At 35.1% G+C, this 26568-nt stretch carries 26 protein-coding genes; 10 read left to right on the top strand and 16 right to left on the bottom strand.

Going from position 1 to position 26568, the window contains the following annotated elements; translation table 11 throughout:
- Nucleotides 1–136: 136 nt before the first annotated feature.
- The 5 genes from JNUCC25_RS08585 to JNUCC25_RS08565 all read right to left on the bottom strand — a co-directional run bounded on the left by JNUCC25_RS08585 (nt 137) and on the right by JNUCC25_RS08565 (nt 3300).
- Nucleotides 137–463: a general stress protein gene (locus JNUCC25_RS08585; RefSeq protein ID WP_013056395.1), complete on the bottom strand. Its 327-nt coding sequence runs from the start codon at nt 461–463 to the stop codon at nt 137–139.
- A gap of 259 nt (nt 464–722) precedes the next feature.
- Nucleotides 723–1013: a spore coat protein gene (locus JNUCC25_RS08580; protein WP_013056394.1), complete on the bottom strand. Its 291-nt coding sequence runs from the start codon at nt 1011–1013 to the stop codon at nt 723–725.
- A gap of 17 nt (nt 1014–1030) precedes the next feature.
- Nucleotides 1031–1228, bottom strand: a complete 198-nt coding sequence (locus JNUCC25_RS08575) for a hypothetical protein (RefSeq protein WP_013056393.1) — start codon at nt 1226–1228, stop codon at nt 1031–1033.
- A 347-nt stretch (nt 1229–1575) separates the two neighbouring features.
- A complete protein-coding gene (locus tag JNUCC25_RS08570) occupies nt 1576–2349 on the bottom strand; it encodes a TerC family protein (RefSeq protein ID WP_053487090.1) in 774 nt (257 codons plus the stop codon).
- Nucleotides 2350–2679: 330 nt separating this feature from the next.
- Nucleotides 2680–3300: a TetR/AcrR family transcriptional regulator gene (locus tag JNUCC25_RS08565; protein WP_013056391.1), complete on the bottom strand. Its 621-nt coding sequence runs from the start codon at nt 3298–3300 to the stop codon at nt 2680–2682.
- Nucleotides 3301–3435: 135 nt separating this feature from the next.
- On the opposite strand from JNUCC25_RS08565, the gene JNUCC25_RS08560 reads away from it, so the two are divergent.
- Nucleotides 3436–5658: an MMPL family transporter gene (locus JNUCC25_RS08560; RefSeq protein WP_454223102.1), complete on the top strand. Its 2223-nt coding sequence runs from the start codon at nt 3436–3438 to the stop codon at nt 5656–5658.
- A gap of 297 nt (nt 5659–5955) precedes the next feature.
- The gene (locus JNUCC25_RS08555) at nt 5956–6177 is read left to right on the top strand and encodes a hypothetical protein (protein ID WP_013056389.1); all 222 of its coding nucleotides are present in this window, start codon (nt 5956–5958) and stop codon (nt 6175–6177) included.
- A gap of 73 nt (nt 6178–6250) precedes the next feature.
- Here JNUCC25_RS08555 and JNUCC25_RS08550 read toward each other — a convergent pair whose 3' ends face one another.
- On the bottom strand, nt 6251–7747 hold the full coding sequence (locus JNUCC25_RS08550) for a class I adenylate-forming enzyme family protein (RefSeq protein ID WP_454223100.1): 1497 nt from the start codon (nt 7745–7747) through the stop codon (nt 6251–6253).
- A 440-nt stretch (nt 7748–8187) separates the two neighbouring features.
- Here JNUCC25_RS08550 and cax point away from each other — a divergent pair, with 440 nt between their 5' ends.
- The gene (gene cax, locus JNUCC25_RS08545; RefSeq protein ID WP_013056387.1) at nt 8188–9231 is read left to right on the top strand and encodes a calcium/proton exchanger; all 1044 of its coding nucleotides are present in this window, start codon (nt 8188–8190) and stop codon (nt 9229–9231) included.
- 308 nt (nt 9232–9539) lie between these two features.
- Here the strand turns inward: cax and JNUCC25_RS08540 are convergent, their stop codons facing one another.
- From JNUCC25_RS08540 to JNUCC25_RS08525, 4 genes are all read right to left on the bottom strand, one after another.
- Nucleotides 9540–9917 carry a hypothetical protein gene (locus JNUCC25_RS08540; RefSeq protein ID WP_029324366.1) on the bottom strand — a complete coding sequence of 126 codons (378 nt, stop codon included), beginning with the start codon at nt 9915–9917 and terminating at the stop codon, nt 9540–9542.
- A 309-nt stretch (nt 9918–10226) separates the two neighbouring features.
- Nucleotides 10227–10409, bottom strand: coding sequence for a hypothetical protein (locus tag JNUCC25_RS08535; RefSeq protein ID WP_098239462.1), 183 nt, complete (start codon nt 10407–10409; stop codon nt 10227–10229).
- Nucleotides 10410–10568: 159 nt separating this feature from the next.
- Nucleotides 10569–11057, bottom strand: a complete 489-nt coding sequence (locus tag JNUCC25_RS08530) for a hypothetical protein (RefSeq protein ID WP_029324360.1) — start codon at nt 11055–11057, stop codon at nt 10569–10571.
- A gap of 163 nt (nt 11058–11220) precedes the next feature.
- Nucleotides 11221–11808, bottom strand: a complete 588-nt coding sequence (locus JNUCC25_RS08525; protein WP_029324358.1) for an NDxxF motif lipoprotein — start codon at nt 11806–11808, stop codon at nt 11221–11223.
- 192 nt (nt 11809–12000) lie between these two features.
- Between JNUCC25_RS08525 and JNUCC25_RS08520 the strand changes: the two genes are divergently transcribed.
- From JNUCC25_RS08520 to JNUCC25_RS08505, 4 genes are all read left to right on the top strand, one after another.
- Entirely contained in the window at nt 12001–12894 is an 894-nt protein-coding gene (locus tag JNUCC25_RS08520) for an AraC family transcriptional regulator (protein ID WP_013056385.1), read from the top strand.
- A 473-nt stretch (nt 12895–13367) separates the two neighbouring features.
- Entirely contained in the window at nt 13368–14870 is a 1503-nt protein-coding gene (locus JNUCC25_RS08515) for a spore germination protein (RefSeq protein WP_029324355.1), read from the top strand.
- A 30-nt stretch (nt 14871–14900) separates the two neighbouring features.
- Nucleotides 14901–16094 carry a Ger(x)C family spore germination protein gene (locus tag JNUCC25_RS08510; protein ID WP_029324353.1) on the top strand — a complete coding sequence of 398 codons (1194 nt, stop codon included), beginning with the start codon at nt 14901–14903 and terminating at the stop codon, nt 16092–16094.
- Between the two features lie 19 nt (nt 16095–16113).
- Nucleotides 16114–17217 (top strand): GerAB/ArcD/ProY family transporter, encoded by a 1104-nt coding sequence (locus tag JNUCC25_RS08505; RefSeq protein WP_029324350.1) that lies wholly within the window; start codon nt 16114–16116, stop codon nt 17215–17217.
- Between the two features lie 9 nt (nt 17218–17226).
- On the opposite strand, the gene JNUCC25_RS08500 is transcribed toward JNUCC25_RS08505, so the two are convergent.
- The 4 genes from JNUCC25_RS08500 to JNUCC25_RS08485 all read right to left on the bottom strand — a co-directional run bounded on the left by JNUCC25_RS08500 (nt 17227) and on the right by JNUCC25_RS08485 (nt 20483).
- The gene (locus JNUCC25_RS08500; protein WP_029324349.1) at nt 17227–17598 is read right to left on the bottom strand and encodes a hypothetical protein; all 372 of its coding nucleotides are present in this window, start codon (nt 17596–17598) and stop codon (nt 17227–17229) included.
- A 546-nt stretch (nt 17599–18144) separates the two neighbouring features.
- A complete protein-coding gene (locus JNUCC25_RS08495) occupies nt 18145–18267 on the bottom strand; it encodes a hypothetical protein (RefSeq protein WP_013056379.1) in 123 nt (40 codons plus the stop codon).
- Between the two features lie 304 nt (nt 18268–18571).
- Nucleotides 18572–19279 (bottom strand): polysaccharide deacetylase family protein, encoded by a 708-nt coding sequence (locus tag JNUCC25_RS08490; RefSeq protein WP_140456726.1) that lies wholly within the window; start codon nt 19277–19279, stop codon nt 18572–18574.
- 1 nt (nt 19280) lies between these two features.
- Nucleotides 19281–20483: an MGDG synthase family glycosyltransferase gene (locus JNUCC25_RS08485; protein WP_140456725.1), complete on the bottom strand. Its 1203-nt coding sequence runs from the start codon at nt 20481–20483 to the stop codon at nt 19281–19283.
- A gap of 484 nt (nt 20484–20967) precedes the next feature.
- Between JNUCC25_RS08485 and JNUCC25_RS08480 the strand changes: the two genes are divergently transcribed.
- From JNUCC25_RS08480 to JNUCC25_RS08470, 3 genes are all read left to right on the top strand, one after another.
- Nucleotides 20968–22260: a VTT domain-containing protein gene (locus JNUCC25_RS08480; RefSeq protein ID WP_181160230.1), complete on the top strand. Its 1293-nt coding sequence runs from the start codon at nt 20968–20970 to the stop codon at nt 22258–22260.
- Between the two features lie 93 nt (nt 22261–22353).
- Nucleotides 22354–23073, top strand: a complete 720-nt coding sequence (locus tag JNUCC25_RS08475; RefSeq protein ID WP_140456723.1) for a response regulator transcription factor — start codon at nt 22354–22356, stop codon at nt 23071–23073.
- The gene (locus JNUCC25_RS08470; RefSeq protein ID WP_029324339.1) at nt 23051–24403 is read left to right on the top strand and encodes a sensor histidine kinase; all 1353 of its coding nucleotides are present in this window, start codon (nt 23051–23053) and stop codon (nt 24401–24403) included. The genes JNUCC25_RS08475 and JNUCC25_RS08470 overlap by 23 nt, the downstream gene beginning before the upstream one ends.
- A gap of 219 nt (nt 24404–24622) precedes the next feature.
- On the opposite strand, the gene JNUCC25_RS08465 is transcribed toward JNUCC25_RS08470, so the two are convergent.
- Both JNUCC25_RS08465 and JNUCC25_RS08460 read right to left on the bottom strand, forming a co-directional pair.
- Nucleotides 24623–24856: a hypothetical protein gene (locus JNUCC25_RS08465; RefSeq protein ID WP_140456722.1), complete on the bottom strand. Its 234-nt coding sequence runs from the start codon at nt 24854–24856 to the stop codon at nt 24623–24625.
- Between the two features lie 674 nt (nt 24857–25530).
- Complete coding sequence (locus JNUCC25_RS08460; protein WP_029324334.1) at nt 25531–26322, bottom strand: phosphotransferase enzyme family protein; 792 nt, start codon at nt 26320–26322, stop codon at nt 25531–25533.
- Nucleotides 26323–26568: the final 246 nt, after the last annotated feature.

Here is a 26568-nt window from a genome sequence, read left to right as displayed (position 1 = left end):
TGCGTTCAGTATCTTTCCGATTCATAAACCCTTCGTACAGAAGAACAAATATTATATATAAAGCAACATGCTAGTATGATTTACTAATAGTTCTCGATCACTTAGTTTCTTCGAAAGTTATTGCAAGGAAAAATCATTACACATCTTTTTTTGCAATAATGATTATACGTTCTTGTTTCATTTCACCGACACATTGTTTAGCTTCTTCTTGGGTTAAACCTAACGAGGCCATTTTAGAATGAAGTTCATCTTCACGAGAAAATAACTTATTAACTGCAGATTCAAAAACTCCTTGTTCAGAAGCTCGATATTCTTTTGTATTTGTTGTATTTGTTAAATATTCCGAGCGCTCTTTATTATAGGTCAATAAATAAATTTCACTTTTACTAAACCCGTTGGCAAAAAACTCTTCAATAAACTTATTTGCCTGACCACTATTTTCTGCTACTTTAATTTCCTTCACTATTTTCTCCTCCTCTATCCCCATAGAATATGTCGTTCTACTAATAGGTGTATCCTTCAGCAGCCAATTAAAACCAATTTATTCGGATATGGGATAAAAGACTATAAAATATCATCTAAATATTGTATAAAATGGGGTAAATTATCTACTTCTAAGAGAATAAAATATAGACTTCTTTTCCTTTGTAGAAATATCGAAAGAGAACTTTTTATGTAACCTTGAAAAAATTCCCCCTCTATTGTCAGAGGGGGAATTTTAGTTAACCTTTCGCTAAATCTAACGCTTTATCTGCCTTTTTTAAATCGTGATTTACTTGTTCTTCTACATCATAGGCATGATACATTTCATTATCAATCATATATTGGGCAATCTTTTCATGAAGCTCGATGGCTTTATCTAATTGCTTTTTTAATACCTTTCGAACTTCAGGCGTCGCCGTTTCTGTAAGCGCTACCGCGTATGTTCGTACACCATTCTTAGCTGATAATAATAAATCAGTCGCGATAGCAAGATCATCTAACGTTTTAGTAAGAGTACTTTTAGTGGCCATTTTTCTACCCCTCCTATTTATTGAGCTTTCTTTAAGATTTTTTTCAATTCTTTAATCGCTTCAGTAGATGTTTGAACATCTTCTTCAAGAATCTTTTTTAAATCCTCATCCTCTACCAATTCCAACATAGCTGTTCCTTTTGTTACACATGATGTTTTAAGCGTTAAGATTTCATGAACTTCTAGCGTTTCGTGCATAGCTAGTCCCTTTGCCATGTTTGCATCCTCCTTGTCATTTTTTTGACTTGTGAATTATATTCCCAAACCATTTCCATTTAAACAAGTATTGATTATTTTTTTGAAATTTTAGAAAGAGAAACAGGAATATTAAAACTAACAAAAATAATAAATAAAATAATCCGGTTCGCTTGCGCAATAGTTTCAATTAAAAAATGCGTTAACCCGGCTTGGATTAACGCACTTGATCGTTACGCTTGAAACAACAAAACTCACTTTTCTATAGAATCTAAACATCCTTTTAAATGCTGAAATGAGGATCCATTTGGACGGAAAGAGTAAGGATGATTGGTGAATTCAGGGTGCGCATTACACTCGATTACCTTCTAGGCCGATGATTTTTCTGATGACTTATTGCCCGGTGCAAACCAACCTAATAGAGCAATACCAACTAATACTCCATAGAAAATTAGAGTCCAGATAGTGCTATGAGGAAAATGAGGATCTAAGACACCAATATCTTTATGCGCAAAAGTAATAACAGCAAGTTTCACCCCTACCCAGGCAACAATGGCGTATGCTGTCGTTTCTAGAGCAGGTCGCTTTTCAAGGAGTTTTACAAACCAGGTCGCTGCAAACTTGATTAAGATAAGACCTGCAATCCCTCCAAGAACTACAACTGCAAACTGCCCTCCGTCCATACCGCCGATTTCTCCAAACTGTGAATCCGGAAGTCCGAGAGCTATAGCAACCGCAGCTAAAATAGAATCAATGGCAAAAGCTAGGTCGGCTAACGCAATTTTCCCCACCGTCGGCCAGAACCCTTTTCCAGCAGACTCCTTTTCATCATCATTATGAATATTCTCATTGTGTTTCCCAAACCGTGCCTTAATGACATGCTTTAAACCTAAATACAGAAGATAAGCTGCTCCTATCGCCTGTATCCACCAGACGTTGGCGATAAATGAAATGGCAAAAAGAGCTCCAAATCGAAAAATAAATGCCATAAGAATTCCGTAATTAATCGCTCTTTTCTTCTGATCCTCGGGTAAATGTTTAGCTATAACTGCTAGTACAAGAGCATTATCAGCTGATAATAATCCTTCTAACCCGATTAGAATCAATAATGCCCATACGTATTCGAGCCAAATAGATTCCATCCATTTTTCTCCTTTCCAAAATGTAAGCTGGTATACTAAAGGTTTTGTTTACAATAGAATAACCATATATGCTACAGTAAACTCTAAAAGATAAGATTTTCATTTTTTTAACACTAATCAACAATTGAACATCTCTTAAGATAAACATAAACACGAGTTCCAGTATGTCAGTAAATAGTTTATGTCAACATACTTACATAGGTTAGAAAGTCACCCTATTATTGTTATGCCCTTCCCCTTTTCTCAAGAAGTACCTGTGAACAATAAAAAAACCGGCTGTAACATATTAACCAATATGTTACAGCCGGTTTTTATAGTGGAATAAGAAAATTAATTAGGACTAATCCCTACCCAAAAAAGATCCACTAGAGCCTGAGCCGTTTTTTCAGGGCCTCCTAATTCTGTAATTAATTCTTTTTTGTTCCGAATCATTGTTACCGTGGAAAATGTATGCGCAAGCAATCTTGGACTTGCTACGACGATTTCTCCGCTGTTTGCAGCTTGCTTGAATACGTTCTCTAATGCCTCATGTATCGCTTTCTCCGCTTCACGAATTTCATGAATATGACCTTCTGTAAGCGAAGAAGTCGCTTCTTGCAATAATGTTTCAAAATCAATATGCGGTCTTTTTAAATGATCCAAGGTTACCTCATATAATCTGTGTTTCAGCCCTTTGGAGTTTTGTAATAATTTCTCTGTCTGTTTTGTGATACGTTGGAACATACTTGATACCGAAACGGTAAACAAAGTTGCCTTATTTTTAAAATAGTAGTAAACGCTGGCCTTGGTCACATCGCTTGCTTCAGCCACTTGCTCCATTGAAACTTTTTCGTATCCATATGCCATAAAGAGATGGGCAGCTGTTTTTAAAATTTGCTCTCTTGTTATATTATTTTCAGTTGTTATTTTAGGTCTGCCAGGCTTTTTTTTCGGCGTCTGATTCGTATTCATAAGGGCCCTCCTTCTAGTTCAAGAAATTGGCACATTTAAACTAGTTGATTAATTAACCTTCTGGTATATATAATTATTGAAGGTTCTATATATATTGTAATAGAAACAAACAGATTTGGAAATGAGGGAGAATTAATGAAAGAATCACTTTTAGCAACATTCAGCCGATTGATGACTGGAAAAGTGAGTCGTTGGGTTGTTATTGCCGTATGGATTCTGGCAACTGCAGTTCTAACAATTGCTTGGCCTGCCGTTAATAAAACGGAAGTGAACAATGCACCAAACTTAAGTGAGAATTCATCTTCTGTAGAGGCTGAAAATCTCATAAAGAAAGAATTCCCTAACTCTTCAGGGGTTCCTGCCCTGCTTACATGGCATAAAGATTCAGGTTTGAATACCGATGACTTAAAATCTATTCAGCAAGTGGCGGCAGATTTAGAAAAGAAACCGTTAGAAGAACAAACGTCTACTCCGCCTTTGCACAAATTACCGTTAGCAGCTTTACAAAATATGATTTCGAAGGACGGTACAACGCTTGTACAGCCCATTTTCTTTAAAGAAAACGTTGAAACGGATGTACTAGAAAAAAATCTAGACACGATTAAAAAACAAGTAAAAGAACAGGTTTCATATGATTCTTTTGCTACAGATATCGATGCAAAAGATAAGCTAAGCACGCGCGTTACCGGACCTGTAGGAATTCAAGTAGATGCAACCAGCTTATTTGAAGGAGCAGACGTTTCCTTACTAATCGCGACAGTTTTATTAGTCTTAATTTTACTTCTTGTAATTTATCGTTCCCCAATTTTAGCGATTATTCCTTTAATCGGTGTAGGTTTTGCCTATGGGGTTCTGAGTCCGATTCTCGGTATTTTGGCAGATAAAGAATGGATTACGGTTGACTCGCAGTCCATATCCATTATGACGGTCTTGTTATTTGGAGCAGGAACAGACTATTGTTTATTTTTAATTTCTCATTATCGGGATGAGCTTCGCAAAGTAAAAGATAAGAGACAAGCACTTATTAACGCCTTTAAAGGTGCTTCAGGTGCTATAGCTATGAGTGGATTTACAGTTGTCATCTCTCTTCTGGCCTTGATTGTAGCAAAATACGGTGCTTACCACCGTTTTGCAATCCCTTTTAGCTTATCTATTCTAGTTATGGGATTAGCAAGTTTAACACTTATTCCCGCCCTGCTTTCGGTTATGGGAAGAGGTTCTTTTTATCCTTTCGTTCCTCGTACTCCTGAAATGGAAGAGGAATCGGCGAAAAAGAAAGGAAAACCGGTGCGTGACCGAAAAGAGAAAAACCGTTTCGGGAATTGGATTGGTAATGTGGTTACGACTAAACCATGGACAATCATTGTAGCTTGTCTAGTCTTTTTTGGAGCTTTGTCCATTTACTCAAGTCAAATCAAGTACACATATGATTTATTGTCTTCTTTCCCTGAAGATATGCCTTCTCGTGAAGGATTTACCATTATCTCTGATGCTTACTCTCCTGGTGAACTAGCACCGGCACAAGTAGTCATTGATACGGAAGGAAAATCGGTTGACCTTGAAAAAGCATTAAAGAAAAACCACCTTATTAGTACCGTTTCTGCACCTCAAAGTGGTACAAATAATGAGGATTTAAAAGTATATGACGTCACGTTTAATGTGAATCCATATAGTATAGAAGCAATAAAAGCTATTCCAGACTTGAGAGATGCAGCTGAAAAGGCACTGTCACAGTCCGGAGTTTCCGCAGTCAAATCCAAAGTATGGATCGGCGGTCAAACAGCTACACAGTATGACACGATGACCACGAGCGATAAAGACGACAGTATCATTGTCCCATTAATTATTATTTTTATATCACTCCTGCTATTAGCTTACTTGCGTTCCATTGTAGCCATGCTTTACTTGGTTGGAACGGTTATCTTGTCCTACAGTGCAGCCTTAGGATTAGGCTGGCTCATTATTCACAACATCATGGGGGCAGATGCTATCCAAGGAGCGATTCCTTTATACGCATTTGTATTTTTAGTGGCGCTAGGTGAGGATTATAATATCTTTATGATCTCAAGCATCTGGCAGAAAAAGAAGCACATGCCATTAAAGCAAGCAATTAAAGAAGGCGTAAGCGAAACAAGCGGTGTTATTACATCAGCTGGAATCATTTTAGCTGCTACCTTCGCGGTTCTAGCAACACTGCCTATTCAAGTTCTGGTTCAGTTCGGAATTATCACAGCTTTAGGTGTTTTGTTAGATACATTTATTGTGCGACCATTCCTTGTACCTGCGATTACTACGGTTTTAGGAAAATTTGCTTTCTGGCCAGGTAAAGTTGAAATGGCACCAGAAAAAGAGCAGTAAATATTAAAGCCAAGAAAAAAGCAAAGAGAATATTCTCTTTGCTTTTTTCAGGATCAATTAAATTTTATGATAAAGGACAAGAGAAATAATTTACCATTAAAAACATGCAGCTTTCTACACTTCTTTTAATATAGCCCTCACTTAAAGTGTTAATCTTTACTTGTATCTCATAAAAGCAGCTGTTTAGGATAAATTATTACTTAAGAAACGTATACTACTGGAGGTTTTGTATCTCATAAAAGCAGCTGTTTAGGATAAATTATTACTTAAGAAACGTATACTACTGGAGGTTGTAACTTGTTAATAGGTGAGATTATTCAGAAGCTAAATAATGGTGCTACTTATGAAGATATTGCTTCTTCCATGAAAATTAGGGAAGATATATTGAAAAATGATTTAAAGAAATTCGGATTTCACTATGAGAATAAAGAAAAAAAGCTGGTATTTACAGGATACGAATCTGAGTATGAGAATACACTTCGTGTTTGTTATCCTGATATAAAAGGACTTTCTATTTAACATTTCTGCTTTAGATATATAATTTTCCATCCTAAAAGCGTGGACTGCATTCAGCCCACGCTTTTAACTATCTTCATTTTAGTTCTCTTTTTAATACTTTACCGAGCTGATTTTTAGGAAGTTTATCAATAAAATAAACTTCTGGAACTTTGTAGCTTGCTAGACGATCTCTACAATATTTTAGGATATCTTCTTTTGTTAAAGAAGCATGAGGATCTTTTACCACATACGCTCTAGGTTTTTCTCCATAAACTGGGTCTTCTACTCCTACTACAGCAGCTTCTATAACCATATCTATTTGCTCAATTATTTCTTCTACCTGATCAGGATAGATATTATCACCGCCGTATACGATAACATCTTTATAGCGTCCCATAATATATAAAAAGCCGTCTTGATCTATCTTTCCAGCGTCCCCCATATAGAACCAACCATCTCTCAGGACTTTGTCAGTCGCCTCTTGATTATGCCAATAGCCTTTAAAACAATAGGGGCTTTTTATAATAATTTCTCCAACTTCTCCTGTTTTCACTTCTTGTCCTGACTCAGGATCAACAATTTTTACTTTCACACCAGAAAGAGGCTTACCTGCTGATTCAATTTTTTCATTTCCCATATTTGGTGTCCATACACTTACTGTCCATGCTTCTGTACTTCCATAACCTTGTATCATGCTGATGTCTAATTTTTCATATTCCTTAATAAGATAAGCAGGAACTTTTGCCCCTCCAGCAATAGCAACCTTTAGTGAAGATTTCTTTGACCCTGCATTTTTCACTACTTCGAGCATTTGCATATACATAGAGGGAAACGCTAACATCATAGTGATCTTATGAGTTTCAATCGTTTCCCAAATGATTTCCGGTGTAGGATCTGACAACAGAAATAACCCCATCCCGTTGGAAACAGATTTCAAAATATTATTAATAGAACTCATATGATAAAAAGGATGCGAGGCAAGAAAACGACCATCCTCTTCATAATCGATTCGTTGACTAGATGGTTGTATATAAGAATACACATGACCATGCTCAATCATACAGCCTTTTGCGTTGCCAGTTGTTCCAGAAGTAAAAAGAAGCATAGCTATGTCATCTTGAGAGACCTGTATATTTGGATTTAGTATAGAATACGCAGAAAAAATTTCATTATATTCTTCAACTGTCTCCACACTATTTTTTCTTCCTACTTGTAAAGTAATAACGTCATTTAATATTTCAAAATCAAAAGGAATAACCTCATGAAATTTTTGGTCGTAGAAAATAACTTTAGGTTGTGCACTATCTAAAATATCAATAATTTCATACTTCGTAAGCTGCCAGCTAATAGGAACCGCTACGGCTCCGATTCTTAATGCGGCTAGCAGAATGGTAGGAAACGGATGATTGTTTTGACAGAGAATTGCAATTCGATCCCCTTTTTTAACGTTATGGCTTAACAGGTAATGAGCGAGTTGATTGACACGTTCATTATATTCTTTAAATGTATGGAAAGATGTACTCCAAATTAAAGCCTCTTTTTCAGCAGATTGTGTAGCCCTTTGCTCTAATAGTTCTCCAAGTGTATACATGATAGCTCTCTCCTTTAATGATAATGACCAGTTTGAATCATATTTAAATGGTGCTTCATTCTAATTATTTTTAATTCTATAAACTACATTACCCATAATTAACGTTAACGCAAACGTCAGTTATGAGCGTTTGGAAAATTCATATCTTTTTAGCATGTAAAAGATACATATTGCTTATTCAGAGCAGACTATTCAATATACTTTGAAGCTTATGTTGAGGAGTTCATAGCGCTTTATCTTGTAAGATTCTTTTCTTTTTTAATTTAGCCCCCTTTTGCACCAGCTATTAAGTATGTTCTCTTTCTATGCGTCGAGTTAATTGCTAGTTGCACTCTCCATGTGAATAACAAAAGTCTTAAGAGTTATATTAATAAAAACGCTAAGATAATATAAAGCTTCTCTTCTTGCTATAGGATCTATAAATGACCATGGAGGAAAATATGAATAAAGTCTTTTTCATTTTTATGATTATTGGTGTACCTCTTTCAATTATTGGCAGCATTTTTAATTGGAATTATATTTTCATGTTCTTTATTTATTGTGTGACATTAATTAGTTTGGCTAATTACATCAGACGTTCTACTGAAAGCCTTAGCGTTGTAGTAGGTCCAACAGCAGGGGGATTACTTAATGCTACGTTTGGCAACGCTGCAGAAATTATTATTTCGTTTTTTGCATTAAGTAAAGGACTAAATACAATCGTCATTTCCTCCATTACTGGAGCAGTTCTCGTTAATCTACTTTTCGCGAGCGGAATATCAATGATTGTTGGAGGAATTCGATTTAAAAAGCAAAAATTTAGTGTGTTTAAAACACGACATAATACCTCCCTCTTAATGTTTGCTATTATCGTAACTTTTGTATTGCCATTTATCTTTGCAAAACGCCTGGATGATAAAGATATGCAGGTTCTATCAACTTCTTTTGCCATTGTGATGCTGACCATTTACCTGCTTGCTCTTCTTTTTAAACTTGTCACGCATAAGGGGATTTTTACTGGAAACGCAGAAGAAAATGGAGAGGAACCAGAATGGGGAAAAAAGAAAGCAATCGTTGTACTTGGACTGGCCACAATTGTACTAGCTTATATTAGTGAAAAACTTGTTGGCACCATTGAGCCAGTAGGTGCTGCCTTAGGCTGGAGTCACGTTTTTATTGGAATTATTGTTGTGGCCATAGTGGGAAGTGCTGCAGAGTACGTGTCAGCAATTGCAATGGCCTATAATAACAGAATGGACGTAATGGTGGAGATTTCCATTGGTTCAACCGTCCAAACGGCTATGTTTGTTGCTCCTATACTCGTTCTGTTCTCATACTTGTATGATTTCTTGCCTCTTGTGTTTAATACAGCGGAAATGATTGCGATGATCCTTGCCGCTCTCATGACGGTGACCGTTGTGAACGACGGTGATTCCAACTGGTTCGAAGGTGTTTTACTTGTTGGTACCTATATTGCGATAGGCTTCAGTTTTTACCTTTTATAGAATTAATCTCGCAACAAAGAGGAAATTTTTAAACATAATCAAAGTCTTTCTATATCAATGATGCATAAACGAGCCCTTCATAAACAAGAGCTCGTTTTTTACGTATGTTTTATCTATATAAGTATTTAAAATATACTAAACACTTCTATTTATTAAATTTTTTAACTTTTTCGTCCAAGATCCTTCCATATTAATATTTTTTCATCTGGAAAATTCTCTATCTTTTCCTCTTCCCTTCCATTTGCGGCTTTATTTTTATTTATAAAGTCTCTGCTACTTTTCGTTTTATACTTCTCTTGACCTGCTAATCACGAGCAAACATGATTCCATTTAACAGTTAAAATCATATATTCAGGTTTAATTACATCTTTACTAGCATCAACCTTTACTTTTTCTTTGAAATTCCCTTCTTTATTTAACCTTGCGTCTCTCACTGCAATTCCATTTTGATTATTTGAAGTGTCTAAATTAATCCCAAAATCTCCTACGGATTCTACCTCACCACCTAGATAATTTAAGTTCATTTGAGCTATTTCTTTACTATTTTCAACGGAATATAACGTAGTAGTAGCTGACCAGCTTTGAGTTTCACCTGAAAACTCTAAAGGATCCTCAGCTTTACTTTGACATCCAACTAATGAAATAAAAAAGAAAAGACTAAATAAAGCAATATAAAACTTTCTCATGCTCTTCCTCCATGTAAACACCATAATGTCATTTTTACTACCTTATATTTTATTAGAATATATATCTTTAGTTAACATGGCGTAGAATATTATCTAACAAAGAACATATTTAAGATCTTTTTTAATAACTGTTCGTAGGTTTTGAAAGCCGCACTAAATGTGGAACGTTTCTTTTCATTTCCCATCATAACTTTATCCCCTTTTATCTTAAGCGGGTATATTATATACAAGTTTATACAAAATGAATTGTCGTTAGTTTAAATAATGAAGGGTCTCCCAGAAATAATTCTGAGAGATTAGTAAAAAAAATTAACCTGTAAAAAAGCTTACAACACCTATTAGCACAAAAAATATGAGAATTGCAGATAAAATGAGCACAACTGTAAAGATAGGTTTATACTTTGTTCTATTTTCTTGATTACTTATCTTATTATGTAAATCATCTAATTTTCTTTCAATTTCATCCAGACGTTTTTCCGTGTTAATATCCATCACCTCCTACCTTTTATACGAATTACTTCTACAAAAGTTTCCTAATTACTGTATTTTAAAGAATATATATGTAAAAGCCGTTTTAAATTGTATTTATAGTTAGTTACCGAAATCCCCTTTTCACATAGTAAACTTTCTTTTTTTTAATCTTAATCTAAATTAAAAGTGAAATGGACTTACTTGTTTGATAATAAACGAAATGATAAACGAAACAGAAATTATTGCCGCTAGCTGCTTTGGATTTTTGTAAAAGACTCCGCATAAAACAGCATACATAATGAATTCTTCAATATAACTTACATATATATAAAATACTCCAACCGCTAAGGAAAGACTTAGCAATAACCCCATAGGCAACGCTGGTAATATCCAAGCTAGACGTAAATTATTTTTAGCCATCCATACAATAGCTGCTAGAAACGGAGACGCTAGTGCGATACTTCCCCACAGTAAAAAATAACTAGTTGGAAAAGATCCAAATAGAAAAGCGGAATATATATAATAGCCTGTTAGCATTCCTATAAAGAACATGAATGTATTAAGAGCCGCACTAATTTGGCTTTTACTATACGCGGCTATAAGGGTAGCAATCAGTACCCAAATACCGGCCCTAGAACACAAATCCCCAAAGCACGGCAGAATATTCATCCACCAGCTTCCATCAACACCTGCGATGGTATCTAAATATTTGGCTACTATCCCCAAAGCTGTACCGAAGACTAAATAGATAATAGAAAATGCAAGTTTGTTTGTAGACTTAACTATTCCAATAGTAAACTCCCCCTAACCAAAGCAAATCTATTAAATTATTTTAACTCTTTCGTCCAAAAGCTTTTGTATCAATATTTTTGTCATCTAGAAAATGCTCTATTTTTTTCTGTTCCCTTCCATTTACACCTTCATTTTTATTCATAAGTGACTCAATTTCTGTTTCAGAAAAATCTCCTTCGCTCATACGCTCAACCATGTCATCGATTGCTTGATCCAGTTCATCCAAAATTTGATTGGAACCCGTAATAAAGCGGCTAATTCTCTCTGACTCTTTTTTATATCCTTCTGGTAGAGTGTTGTGCGAGATATATGTGGAAAAGTTACGATCATTTTCTTTGACCAGATCGTTTAGTTGTTCAAGTTTTTTCGCTTCAGCTTTAGTTAGCTGTTGATCAGAATCCATCATTTCTTCAAATTGATCACTGGTGTTGAGTAAATCCTCGTTAGCATCTAAGTAAGTCTTTATACTTTCTTTTATTTCCTTTTCATCAATTACGGCATTATTTTTTGATGAACTAAATGTGGAAGTTGGTAATACAATTTCTTCACTAGCTTCTTTTGTACTTTCCTGATAAGAACAAGCACCTAATAAAAAAATAATCATTAAGCTAAAACAAAATTTCTTCAATTCAAACGCTCCCTTTAATAATGTAATCATACCATTAATTTACATAGAAAATTTCAACATTAAAATCCCCTTAGGGCTATACATCCAGAGGCGTACATTACAAAAACATCCTCACCTAACTGAATGTAGCAAAAAATGTTAAGAACAAAGATTTGTTTGCTGTTATAGTGAACGTAAGGTAGGTGGATGTAAATGAATTATGTAACTTGTATACAGAGAACGCTAGATTACATTGAGGAGAATTTGGAGACACAAATTACTTTAGAAAAGTTAGCAGAAATCGCTTGTTTTTCTCCTTTTCATTATCACCGTGTCTTCCAAGCCATGGTTGGAGAATCAGTGATGAATTATGTGAGAAAACGAAGACTTACACGCGCAGCAGAACGCTTATTTTTCACAGATGAAAAAGTCATTGATATCGCACTTGATGTTGGTTTCCAATACCAAGAATCATTTAACAGAGCGTTCAAAAAGTTTTATGATGTTTCACCGAAGCAATACCGTAACGCAAGGAGAATATCTGGACCGCTGCGGGGAAAAGCCTACCTAACTATCACACTTTTGTCAGGAGGAAATAAGATGGAACCAAAGCTAGTCACTAAACCTGCTTTTTATGTCATTGGATATGAGCTAAAAACAAAAAACGAAGGTGGCCAGAATAATAAAGACATTCCTGAATTTTGGCAACAGTACATGCAAAATGGATTAGGCTCTAAAATCCCCAATCCCCTAAACGAAAACGCGGAGCTTGGCATTTGCACTGATTTTAATCCTGAAACGGGTGAATTTGTTTATGTAATTGGCATGGAAGTAGAGGAAGGCACTCCAGCGCCTGAAGGAACAGTTTACAGAAGCTTCCCTGAACTAGAATATGCTGTATTTACTACACCAAAATCAAATGAAGAATCTTTTACTTCTTCCATTCAGTCCACATGGAATTATGTTTTTACAGAATGGTTCCCTGAATCAGGTTATGAGCACTACGGATCAATGGAATTTGAATTGTATGACAAAAGATGCTATGGTTCGGAAAACAAAGAGATTGATATCTATATTCCTGTGAAAAAACAGACCGTTAAAGCATAAAAGAGAGTACCCTTTCTTAATAGAGAAGTAATGTAAATAGAAATTTATCTATCATATTAAAAATATTTCTATACAAAAGCCCAATCTCTAAGCAATTAAATTTAGGATAGGGCTTTTTGTTATTTCACATTAGAAATTTTGAAATTCATCAACGTGGATATTTGCTTCCTTTACAATACCGATATAAAAAGCTCCAAGTATACAAAGCAATATGGGCTGCTTTTTATATCGAATTACTTAACTTTTTTTAAAATACCTCCTGATTTGTCACTGAATATAAAGTCATATTAGCTGACTAGCTTTGTCTTTCACCTAAACGCTCTAAAAGATCCTTAGCATTACTTTGATACCCAACTAATGCGAAAAAAGAAGATACTAAAGTTCCTACATGTACATATTTTTTACAAATTATAGAGACAATAACAGTGCTCATTGCATACACAAATATTCATTCATATAAAAGGTGGTAAAAAGTGCGACAAAGACATCTTCTAAGAGAATCTAAGGAAAAAAAGACAATAAATTATTCGGTAACTCCTCTATATGATGATGTAAATAAAAATATAGAGCGGTTATTGAACGAACTAGGAAATAGTTCTGATGTGTCATTTCGAATAGTGGAGTCTCCATACCAAAAAACGGCAAAAGCAGCTGTTGTCCACCTTGATGGATTAGCAGATGAAAACATTATAAATGAGAATATCATGACTCCTCTTATTCAGTGGCTTAAGGAAAGTAATCAAGTAGTAACCGTCAAAGAGATAGAAGAACAAATATCCCAGATATTAACTGTATCTCAATTGACTATAAAAGAGAATTGGCATGAATTTATGTCAGCCGTTTTAACTGGTGATACGGTCATACTACTGAATGGAAGTTCTAAAATTTTTATTGGCAATACAAAAAAACTTCAGTCCCGCGCAGTAACAGAACCAACCAGTCAAACTGTTGTTAGAGGACCTAAAGATAGCTTTACAGAGAATTTAAGAACTAATACTTCTTTAATACGAGCTAGAATTCAGGATTCTAATTTACGTTTAGACAGCATGAAAATTGGAAGCGTAACCCAAACAGATATAGGGATCATGTATATTCAAGGGAATGCAGATGAACGTATTGTAGAGGAAATCAAAGAACGTTTAAAAGAGATTAAGGTAGATGGGGTCCTTGAGTCGAACTATATTGAGGAATTTATCCGGGATGATAGGACCACTATTTTTCCACTTCTATTAAATACGGAACGACCTGATGCCGTTGTAGGAAATTTATTAGAAGGCCGAATTGCTATTATTGTACAAGGAACACCTTTTGTATTAATTGCGCCTGCTATTTTTTCTCAATTTTTCCAGTCTCCCGAAGATTATTATCAAAATGACTATATTTCTTCCTTTTTAAGGATCTTGAGATTTGGTTCTTTTTTTCTTTCTATGTATGCGTCTGCTATCTATTTAGCATTGATTACGCATCATCAGGGACTTATTCCAAACACATTAATGGTCAGCTTAATGGCTCAACGAGAAAGGGTTCCTTTTCCTGCCATTGTAGAAATAGTAGTGATGGAACTAGCCTTTGAGATGTTACGAGAAGCAGGAATTCGAATGCCTAGAGCAATTGGACCAGCAGTCTCCATTGTAGGAGCACTGATTTTAGGACAAGCAGCTGTAGAAGCAGGTTTCGTATCAGCAGCTGTTGTGATCATTGTTGCTATTTCTGCCATCAGCAATTTCACACTGCCATCTACTAGTATTGTCAATGCGGCCCGTGGTTTTCGATTTATCTTGATTCTAATTTCAGCATTTATTGGCTTATATGGAATTTTGCTTATGACCTTATGTATATGGCTTCATATAAGTAGCCTAAGGTCTTTCGGTATCCCCTACTTTTCACCTTTTGCTCCCTTGGATTTTAAAAAGCAACAGGATACTTTAGTTCGATTCTCTTTGCCATCTCTTTTAAAAAAACATCAAAATAAATAGAAGTCATATAAAGATGAATGAGGATAAAAAATGAAAACATACCTTTCACTTTTTTTGATCACGGCCATTTGTTTATGCATTTCAGGATGTTCAAATTATCGAGAATTAAACCAAATAGGAGTCATTATAGGATTGGGAATTGATGAGAATAAGAATTCGGAACAACCTTATAAAGTAACCTATCAGGTCATTAATCCAAGTGGTTTATCACAAGGCAGTTCGTCAGGAGGACAGGGTCTTCCCATCATTAACTACACAGTAACTGCTAAAACGCTAGTTGAGGCATTAAAAAAAGCTTCCGTCGTCATTCCAAGAGAACATATTACTTCACATCTTTCGCTTATCGTTGTAGGTGAAAAGTTAGCAAGAAGTGACCTTAGCTCATTATTTGATGCTTTGGATCGAGGCAAACAAGCCCGTACCAGTATTCCAGTTTTTATTGCACGTGATGGGACTGCGGAAAAATTGCTTGGTGTGATTGAACCTTTTGAGGTTACTCCAGTTAAAAGCATCATAAGCACAAGTCAAAATGCTCAAAAAGTGTACGGAATAGTTAGCAACGTACAAGCATATGAAGTTATTTCTATGCTTGTGAGTGAGGGAAAAGATTTATCTCTTCCTGGAATCAGCATTAACAAGCCCTCCCAGAACGGCGAAGAAGCAGGAAATTTAGAAAGTACCAGCCCAAGTGCGATGCAGGTAAAAGGATTAGCTATATTTCGAAATGGAAAGTTAGTGAGGTGGCTGGATGATGAAGAGGCTCGATCTATCCAGCTTGCTACGTCTAAAGTGAAAGGTACGGCTCTTGTTTTCCCTTGCAGTATAAATGGAAATAGCACACTTACAACGACCGGAATAAAAAGCAAAATAAAAACAAAAATCCGCCATGGACAACCTGTTATTCATACAGATTTGAACGTCATGGGAGAAATTACGGAAACATCATGCCGGAAAGATTTAAGCAACCCTAAAGTATTAAAAGAGTTGGAAAAAGAGGCAGAAAATGAACTACAAAAGGAAGTTACAAAGGCTATTACCATCGCACAAAAAGAAAAGTCAGACATATTCGGCTTTGGTGATAGCTTATCTCGAACCAATCCTAGTTATTGGGGTCAGCATAAACAGAACTGGGAGAATCTATTTTCAAGCGCTAAGATATCGATGAATGTGAACGTTAGTATTGTAAATACTGGCATGCGAACAAATCCTTATGAGGTAAATTAGATGAGGAGCTGAAAAAGCATTGACTAAAATAAAAATCGATGGATTTCAATTATTTTGTATGATGTTTATCTTTATATTAGGCAGTACGTTACTTTTAGATATTGGAAAGGCTGCTAGGCAAGATGCATGGATAGTCCCCCTTTTGGCTACTATTTTTGGCTGTTTACTGTATTTAGTCTATATCTCCTTATATAAGAAATATCCCAATATGCCTTTGACTGGCTATATCATTAAAATTTGGGGTAAATACGTAGGCAGTGCTATCAGCTTTTGTTATATTATCTATTTTGTTTATATTGCTTCCAGAGTACTACGAGATTTTGAAGAATTACTAATTAGCTCTTCTTACTATGTTACATCGATTATTACGCTGGGCATATGCATGACCTTTGTGTTAATTTATAGTATTCACTTAGGAATAGAAGCATTCGCACGAGTTACATGCTTATGTTTTGTTGTTATTTTACTGACTCTTTTTATATTAAATGTTTTGTATATAGTAGGAGGCTACATCAAGGTGGAGAACCTTCAACCCGTATTAGCGAATGGATGGGGAAACATAGGGAAAGAGTTAGTCCCTCTTGGCATTACTGTACCTTTCGGGGAATTGATTACCTTTACTATGATTCTTCCTTATTTAAATAAAAAAGGTCAGGCCGCAACAATTGGTTTGTCCGCCATTATAATAGGAGGAATTGTCTTAACCATTAATTCAATTATTCTTTTGTGTGTACTCGGACCAGAGACTGTTTTAAGATCCTCTTTCCCGGCTCTTACAGCTGTGAGTTACATTAACATAGCTAGTTTTATTCAAAGACTGGATACCTTTATTCTTATTCTCATGGTCATTTTAGGTTTTGTCAAAATAACTATCTATTTCTTTTGTGCAGTGATTGGCGCGGCTGATTTATTTCGAATGAAACCTTCTGTTACAAACATTTATTTAATTGGCGGTGTTATTTTTTTCTCCTCACTGATGATTGCTCCTAGTTACCAAGCTCATATAAATGAAGGACTCAAAATTGTTCCTTATTTATTGCACCTCCCTTTTCATATAGCAATTCCCATCCTATTGCTGATTACAGCATATATAAAACAAAAAATAAAGCCTACCCTTTCATGAGAAGGGAGGCTATTGTTTTTTTAAAGCAGGAAAAATGCTAACAGCAAGGAATATTAAAGCAAATAAAATAACCAAAAAATAATCTTCCCCACGGGCAATTACAAAATATTGTTTTAGGTTATAAAACGATTGAAACATATAGTTTCCCTGAAAAACGTCGATGAATACAATAAGAACATAAGCCCCGAGCAAAATGCATAAGGATGGAATTATTTTAGCCATTATATCAGCCTCACCTTTTTCTTTTAAATTGCGGTAAATAATATAAAAATATACAAGACGTCCATGAGATTTAATAATATTTATTAAATGATGAAAAATAATTGATTTTCTGCAAAGCAATCTGTTATAAAAATTTAACGCAACAAGAATTGTGGACATTGATCTCCAAGGAACTTTGTTCATTCTAATGCACGATTCTATTTTTATAGACTCTTAAGAAATAGTACAAGCCAAGCAGAAGTAATCCTACATTTGTATAAACATAAAAGATAAATCCATACAAAAAGTTCTTTTGAGCCAATGAATCAAAAACATAATGCAAAGAGTGGTATAGCGCTACATAGATTAAACAAAGATTCCAGAAAATATTTTCTTCTCTAGAATAAATCTCTCTTAGTAATAAAAGAATGATCCACCAAAACACAAGTATGGATAATGTACTGAGTAAGTTAATTGGGTAAGTCTTATAGTAAAAAAAAATACGCGCTGCTATAAAATGAAAGCATCGATAGTAACAACATGAATAGTGGCTTTCTAGAGTATTTATTGGTGATAAAAAAGTACAAGCCAACTAAAATAGCAACAAAAAAATAAATGTAATTTAAAGAATTTCCCATCTCAAACCTCAAAATTTTTATAATTTAATACTATGATATTTAAGTTTCTAATAAAATCTTTTATGTATTGGGTGAAAAACACTGCACCTTATGCTACCTTGCCTTTTTTATGTGTATAATACTCAAAGATAGCAATCCCAAAGGAAACTCCAAAAGCGGTTGAAAATGCTGGTAAAAGATCAAAATTAGAGGTAAACAGAATATTAATCATTAAGTTTCCTCCAAAGAAGATTGAAAAAATATACCAATAATTTCCAAATAACTATTTTCAAGAATTACCCTACTTTCATAGATGTCGTTTAGATTGACTGCTGATTCAGCACAGATTTTAAAAATCATGAAATTGAAAATATAACAAATATATGATTATATTACCATATATTTTTGCTGGACATAAAAAAGAACCTCTTTAAAATAGAGGTTCTTTTTTTATAACAGACAAGATATTTAGTTACGGTAATAACAAGAATTAAAATTTCATTCGCAAGCTTTAATAAAGATAATCTTCTTACTACCTATAGCTTTTCTACCAATTCATCAACTTCATCAACACGGACACAAGTGAATCCTTTTGTTTTCACTGTTTTTAATACATCTCTTAACGCATTAATTGTGTTTCTTGGAGCGTCGGATTCCGCCCCGAGCGTATCTCCGCAGTCGTGCAGCAAAATGACGTCCCCGCCTTTTATGTTGGCCAGGCGTTGTTTAATCTTTTCGCTTCCGCCAGAGGTTCGCCAATCTTCCGCCATGATTGACCATAGAATAATCTTATATTTACCTCTTCTCATAAAATCGAAAAGGTTGAGCATTCCCCAAGGTGGGCGATAATAAATAGGTGTAACTCCAGTGATAGATTTAATCACCTTGGCTGTATTCTTAAGTCCATTTCTAACTTTCCAAGGCGCCATAAACCAATTAGAATGATGGACGTAATTATGAATTCCGATTAAGTGGCCTTCATTATGCATGCGCTGAATCAGTTCAGGATATTTCTCTGCTTTAGTACCTACCACGAAAAAGGTGGCCTTTACCTCATTTTCCTTCAGTAAATCAAGAAGGATTGGCGTATAAACAGGATTCGGACCATCATCAAACGTAAAAGCAATTTTGGATAAGTCCCTTCCCCTTTTAACTACGTTCACTCCTAGACCACGTGATAGGACATACGGAATAACGCTGTATAATAAAATTAAAAAAATAATAGCAGAAATTATGAATCCCATATTATATACTCACCTCTATCTCCTTTTGCTTTTGTATCGTTTTACTACTTGTTACGTTGCGTAATGGACCGCTTCTTGCTGCTCCGACAATGACATGGAGAGCGTCTATGGATGATGTTTTGGTTTGAGATTTTCTCATTCTTTGTTTCATCCATTTTAAAGGTGCTGAATCGCAGACAAGATTTTCAACTTGCGCAATTAACTCTTTTTCTGACTCTGCAGAAAGTGCGAATCCTGAACGACATAAATAATCCGCGTTGTCTTCTTCCTGTCCTGGTAACGAATGATAAATTAATATCGGTAAATCCATCGCCGTTGCCTCAGAGGTTGTTACTCCCCCGGGCTTGCTGATCATTAAATCTGAAATAGCCATTAATTCCTCGACCTTTTCACAGTATCCAAGAATTCTCACTTCATGCTTCGAGTCTTTTAATTCCCACTCTAATTGTGTTTTTAATTTCTTATTTTTACCACATACTATAAAAAGTTGAATCGGTGTGGAAATGGATTCTAGTGCCTTAAAGGTTGAAATCCCTTTTCCAAAAAATCCGTCGCCCCCTCCCATGATGAGCAGGGTGAACATATTTGGATTGATCATATATTTATCTAAGAGAAGGTCTTTTGGAAGAACATCCATAAATCTTTTCCGTACAGGTATTCCAGTGTTTTTAATTTTGTCTGCCTCTACTCCTAACGCAATTAATTGATCACGCAGTTGGGCAGAACCTACCACATATTGATCTGTATAGGGATGAATCCAATAAGAATGATCTGTATAATCCGTGATGATGGTTACTGCTGGAATATCAATTAACCCTTGCTCTTTTAATTTTGATATAATCCCGGCGGCAAATGGGTAGGTACTGACCACTACTTTCGGTTTTATTTTCTGTATAATTTTAAGCACGGTTTGCATTCCCGACAAAAAAATCGAATTTAACTTGATGGAAAACGAATTTTTTACACGAGTTTTTTTATACAAAAAGCTGTACACTTGAGGAAACTTCTTAATGCTTTTTTTGTAAATATAATGGCTGATTGGATAAAGATTTGGATGAATCCATTCCATGATGTCCATGGTAATAGGCTCAGCATCAGCAACCATATCATTTACCGCCTCGCTTATCGCATTAGCCACTTGTTTATGCCCCTCTCCAAATGTAGCGGAAAGAATGAGGTATTTATCCTTCTCACGATTGTTCATGACTTTTCCCTCCTTGTAGTTTGTATGCTTTTGCTATGTGGTAAAGCCTGGGCTGTTTCCCACACCTTTTTGTTCTCTTGTTTATACGATTAAAGAATTACTCTACTTGGAAAAGAGTAAGCGTTATAAAAAATTAATAATGGGTAGTTACCCTTTTCAATTAATTTGTAAGATTTATCTTTTCTTCTCCTCCATTACATAGATTGTTTAGGAACTCCTTACACTATTTATTAGAAAAATAAACGTTCTTATGTTGACCTTTCAAATACCACATTTTCAGTCTACGGTTTGTAATTAAAAATAGGCTAAAAATAACATTAAAAATCAATGAAAAAGAAAGTTTTTTTTATAAATAGTGCTACATTAAAAGAAAAGCAAAGGTGAAATTAACCTTTTTCCTCCTCTTATTTTCAATCAAATTCAAGCATATTTGAGTTATTCACTATGCTTTAGGCAAATACATATTATGAAAGAAGGACAAACCATGGATTTTATCACATCTTATATAAATCAATACGGATATATCGTGCTGTTTCTAGCATTGATGCTGGAACTTCTTGCACTTCCTCTTCCAGGGGAGCTTCTCATGGGCTACGCTGGGGTTCTTGCTTTTCAAGGACATTTAAGCTGGGTGGGAAGTATCCTGGTGGCTGGTATGGGGAGTATGGTTGGAATGACCATAGCTTACGGGGTAGGCTATAAGTTAGGGACTCCTTTTTTTGATAAATACGGAAAAACCCTTCATATGGGACCAGAGCGAATTGAAAGAATGTCAAAATGGTTTGGTGTACATGGAAACAAGCTGTTGATTATTGCTTATTTCCTCCCAGTTATTAGACATATTACAGGATATTTTTCAGGAATTACTCGGCTTCCCTTTCGTACGTATGCACTGTACGCCTATAGTGGATCATTTCTTTGGGTCACCACATTTATTACTCTAGGAAAGTTATTAGGACCTCAGTGGGAACAGTTTCATCATTCTATTAAGAAGTATTTTGTCATTGGGATGATTGTAGCTGTAAGTTTGTTCGTTGCTATTTACATTTATAAAAAGTTCAAAGTAACGATTAAAAAGATAGCAATTAATTTCCTCAAGTGGATAGTAAATGTGTTTCATACGCGGAAACGGGCAGGTCTTGTTTTTATATTTACAGCATTAGTTACATTAGGATTTATTCTGCTTACAATTGGAATGACGCAAGACTTTATCGCAAACGAGTTTGGAGATTTTAACAAAATAACGAGTCTATTAATAACAGCCCTTTTTAATAAAGATTGGAATGTACCAATGCGGATATTTTTCATGCTGGGATCCAGGCAAGTGCTAGTGGCATTAATTTTCTTTACACTTGTATGGATTTTATGGAAAGGCAGGGATAAAAAAATCGAATTCTTATCTCTGGTAGTTATTGCAGGCGGCGGAGAGGTGTACGAAGAAAGCCTGAGACGAATATTTCATCATTTTTCCCCTATTACAAAATCGTTTACAGAGCAGCTTTCATACACCTTTCCAAGTGAGCAATCATTAATGGCTTTTGTTATTTATGGATTTGCTGTATTTATGCTGGTTCGACACTCTAGAAGGTTATGGATTCCTACATTAGCACCAATAGCGGCCATTCTTATTTTATTGCTTATTGCGATTAGTCGTTTGTATCTGAGTATCCAATATCCCAGCGACATTGCAGCAGGATATGTATTTGGAGGAGTATGGCTAGGTTTAAACGTTTTGCTTCTTGAAACCTTCCGTCTTATGAAAGGTATTAATCTATAGTGGTTCACTCAAAAGAAAGGTCTAACTAAACAGGAACTTATCTTGTCCAAATGGCGTTTATTATATTTTGAACGATGCGAAAGGAGAACCTGCATGCAAAACCGTATTTTAATCGTTGAAGATGAAGAAATGATTGCGAGAGCTCTTCAAATTGAGCTTGAGCATGAAGGATACCAAGTATTCGTAGAACACGAAGGAAAAAGCGGCCTTGAAGCTGCTTTACATAATAGCATTGATCTAGTTTTATTAGATGTCATGCTTCCAGAACTTAGCGGTATCGAAGTCCTTCGAAGAATCAGAAAAAAGAACGCCTACCTCCCTGTTATTCTTTTGACAGCCCGTGACACCACGTTAGATAAAGTGATGGGACTAGATCATGGAGCAAATGATTACATCACCAAGCCCTTCGAAATAGAAGAGGTATTAGCTAGAGTGCGCAATAGTCTTCGTCATAGAGCTATCATTCAAGAAGCTATTGAAAAAAAAGATGTTCATTTATCAATAGAAGATTTATCTGTAAATTTAGAGACCAGAGAAGTGATAAGAAAAAACAAAATGATTATACTAACCCCGAAAGAATATGATTTGCTTGTTTATTTACTGAAAAATCAAAATATCGTACTGAGCAGAGAAAATATCCTTTTGACCGTTTGGGGCTACGATTATGAAGGAGAAACAAACGTAGTAGATGTGTATATTGGACATTTGAGAAAGAAAATAGAAGAAGAGATTAACTCTCCCTTGATTCGCACCGTCAGAGGAGTAGGATATGTGATAAGAAAGGAACCATATGAAAATTACTACCAAGGTTAACTTGTTTATTACAGTTTCTCTGTTAGTCAGCTTGCTCATTGTAAATACGATTGTATTTTTCTTATTTATGAAAACGACCGTTAATATGGAAGCACACTTAGTCTTCAAAAATGCGAATGAAATGTTGAAAAAATACCACATTTCTGAATCCTTAACACTAGACAAAAACCTTTTAAACTCTTACATGCCTAGTCACTCTTTTATTCGAATCGTTGGGCCGAACTCTACAACTATTAATCAAGTCACTAACGACAAAGTCCTTGTTCAGAAAATCTCCCCTACTTTTTCAACAGAAAAGAACTTTGAACTTAGACCTTTTCAAGAACATCAAAATTTAGTAGTTCACGTACCGATTCATCAGAATCACAAAGTAATAGGTACGTTAGAAATAAGTGAGCGGTTATCAGGACTAGAAAGTCGCAAAGATGTTATTTTGTCTATAATGGGGACTGTTACCGTTGTTTCTGTTCTTCTCTCTTTTCTAGCTGGCAGATGGTTATCAGCTATCATTATGAAGCCTATTGTATCAATGATCTCTACAATGGAGGATATTGAACAAAGTGGAACGCTGAAAAAGATCGGTATACAAACTGAAACAAAAGATGAAGTGTACAAAATGGCAGCTACATTTAACCGTATGGTTAGTAAACTGAAGGAAAACTCAGATAAACAAAGGCAATTTATTTCCGATGCCTCTCATGAGTTAAAAACACCTGTGACTGTTATTAGCAGTTTTATTACGATTCTTAGAAGGCATGGAACACAAGATGAAACAATAGCAAAAGAAGCAATTGAGGCTATTTATTTAGAAACAAATAGAATGAAAAATTTGACTAAAACATTATTAAGTTTAGCTGAATTAGAGGGCTCTGAACCTGTTGATATAAAATCAGTTGACCTTGTCTCTCTCAGTACAGCCCTTGTAACTCAGTTCATGCAAGTTCATGACCGACCTATTATCCTGCATAAAAATTCCCACTCCATTTTCATCAAGGGAGATGAATTGAAGCTGAAACAAGTGCTCATTATCTTTTTAGATAATGCCATAAAGTATAGTACCGATGTAATTGAGGTCTTTTTGGAAAGTGATCAGCATAAGGGAATTCTCCGAATAAAAGATTATGGCATTGGCATACCAGAAGAAGAACAATCTCATGTTTTTGAAAGGTTTTATCGAGTAGACAAAGCCCGCAAACGGGATTCGGGAGGAAGTGGACTCGGATTAGCTATTGCTAAAAATATTGTGAACCTCCATAAAGGAGAAATTGATATACAAAGCAAAGAACATGCTGGAACAGAGATTAAAGTTACTTTTCCCCTTACGAACTGAGTATGTCGCTTTTATATAAATTAGCTCATGTACCACTAGTGAGGCAGCAACTATCAATATTTAATTTTTAAAAATGCTGCCTACTGGATACATTCAAAACAGAATCACCAGTTTTTTATGAGAAAAAACACCTCCAAGTGATTGCTCGGTACTCCATACCCAGTTATCAGCTTGAAGGTGTTTTTTTTATTTATATAAAATCAGAGCCTGTCCAAATTATTAGCAACTACGTTTTCTTAATCTGCGAACGCTGATACTTTCTAAACTAGTCGTATTTCTATTACCTGAATTATCTTCCCATACTAAAAATCCGCCTTCTGCTCGAATAAACGTACCATTTCCATCAAGCTGTCTTCCAGCAGAAAAAACTTGAATTTTATCTCCTCTTCGAAAATTATCTACTATAGAACGAGATTGAGATGTACGACGATCTCCACTACAACGTCCTGGCATAACTTTACCTCTCTATACATTTATAGTACATACTATGAAAAAAACGAAAATTGGCATAAGCAAAGCGCATAAAAGCACAAACAATATTTTACAAATTGAAAATTTGGTCATGCCTGTCCTTAGCATTTCTGCAATTTCTCTTACATTCATTCCTACTCAACATAATGCCTCTTTCTAGAACACATATAAAAAGCTAGCTCTTAGTGCATAACGATCGTTTTTGTTGCTGCAACTTAAAAACACACTGAATCTCTTTCATCTTGTATTACTGTTGTTGCATTGATTCATTGAGTACAAAATACATATATGATTAAAGTGTGTGATATATATAATTTAAAAAGTTATATCTTTTAAACACAAAAAAAGAACCCTCCATAAAAAGAGGATTCAAACAGGGTAAGTAAGAAAAAGAAATATACATGCATGTTCCTGGGGGGCACTACGCTTGTATAATCAACTTATACCCCCTGTTTACTGGTTGAAACAACTAAAAATATTCTATAAAAAGAAAATAAGGAATAAATCATCAGCGTACTCTACCTGTTCTCTAATATTAATAATCCGCATAACAAGTGCTCCTCTACCAAAAATAAAACTCATGATTTACATTACATAAAGATGTTATAGACGTCCTTTCAAGGAAAGTTTGTTGCCTCTTCAATTAAAACCTATCCTCAAGTCCATTCTTTCCTATGTTCATGAATAAATTTAATATCATTTTGATAATGTTCAAGGTGCCCTTCGTCTATCATTTTCTGGAACGCACTGTCGCCTTCGCTGGCTTTTCTTGTAATTGTTTTACATAACCCTTCTAATCGCAGCAATACCATTTCCAAATAACCTTCTTGTACTTCTTCGCCGTAAGCTTCAAGGAATAATTTCACTCTTTGGTTTATATGTTGAGCATGCTGCAATGAATTATAATAGATCCTCCCACCTGTTTCAGAAAGATAAAATCTACTTAAGGGGACGCACGTATAAAGAGTATAAGCAATGTCCCAAATTCTTGGACCGGGCCCAGCAACATCAAAATCAATGATGCCTACTGGTCTTTCGTGCTTGAAAATGATGTTGTATATGGCAAAATCATTATGACATAGTATCTCAAATGGTTTAGGAGTGTTATCTATTGCTTTCCAGCTATCATCAAATGAAAAATCACTCACTGAATCATGATAAAGACGGAGCATTTTCCCTATTTCTATTAAAACATCGTCAGACCACATATATTTCTTCAAGGGATAATTACCAGCTTCACCTTCAATAAATGACAAGACCTCTCTCCCTTTTTCATCAATGCCTAAAAATTTTGGTGCATAACTAAAACCTTTGTTCTCTAAATGCTTTAATAGCTTATGAAATTTATGACTATCTGATTTTAATTCTCGTCGTACAGTATCTCCCGAGCGATAAACGTTAGAGACATTCCCTCCTGTTAGCACTTCTTCGTCCTCAAAGCTTGACATATAAACATTCCTCCTGAATATATCCTATTTGTCGTCAATAAGTGAAAATGATAAAGCATTCGTCATAAATGAAATATCTCATTTTACTACTGATGATTTAGAAAAGCCCGTACTTTTTCTTTTGTAGCCGATCAACAATCCTTTGGGCCTGACTGATAAGTTGTAGAAACTAGGTTATCGTCATGTTACGTTACATTATAATAAAAAAAGAATCTTCATTCGAAGATCCTTTTAACTGCTTGTTTC

The organism is Priestia sp. JNUCC 25, assembly GCF_053667915.1.
This window is presented reverse-complemented; position numbering and strand designations above follow the sequence as displayed.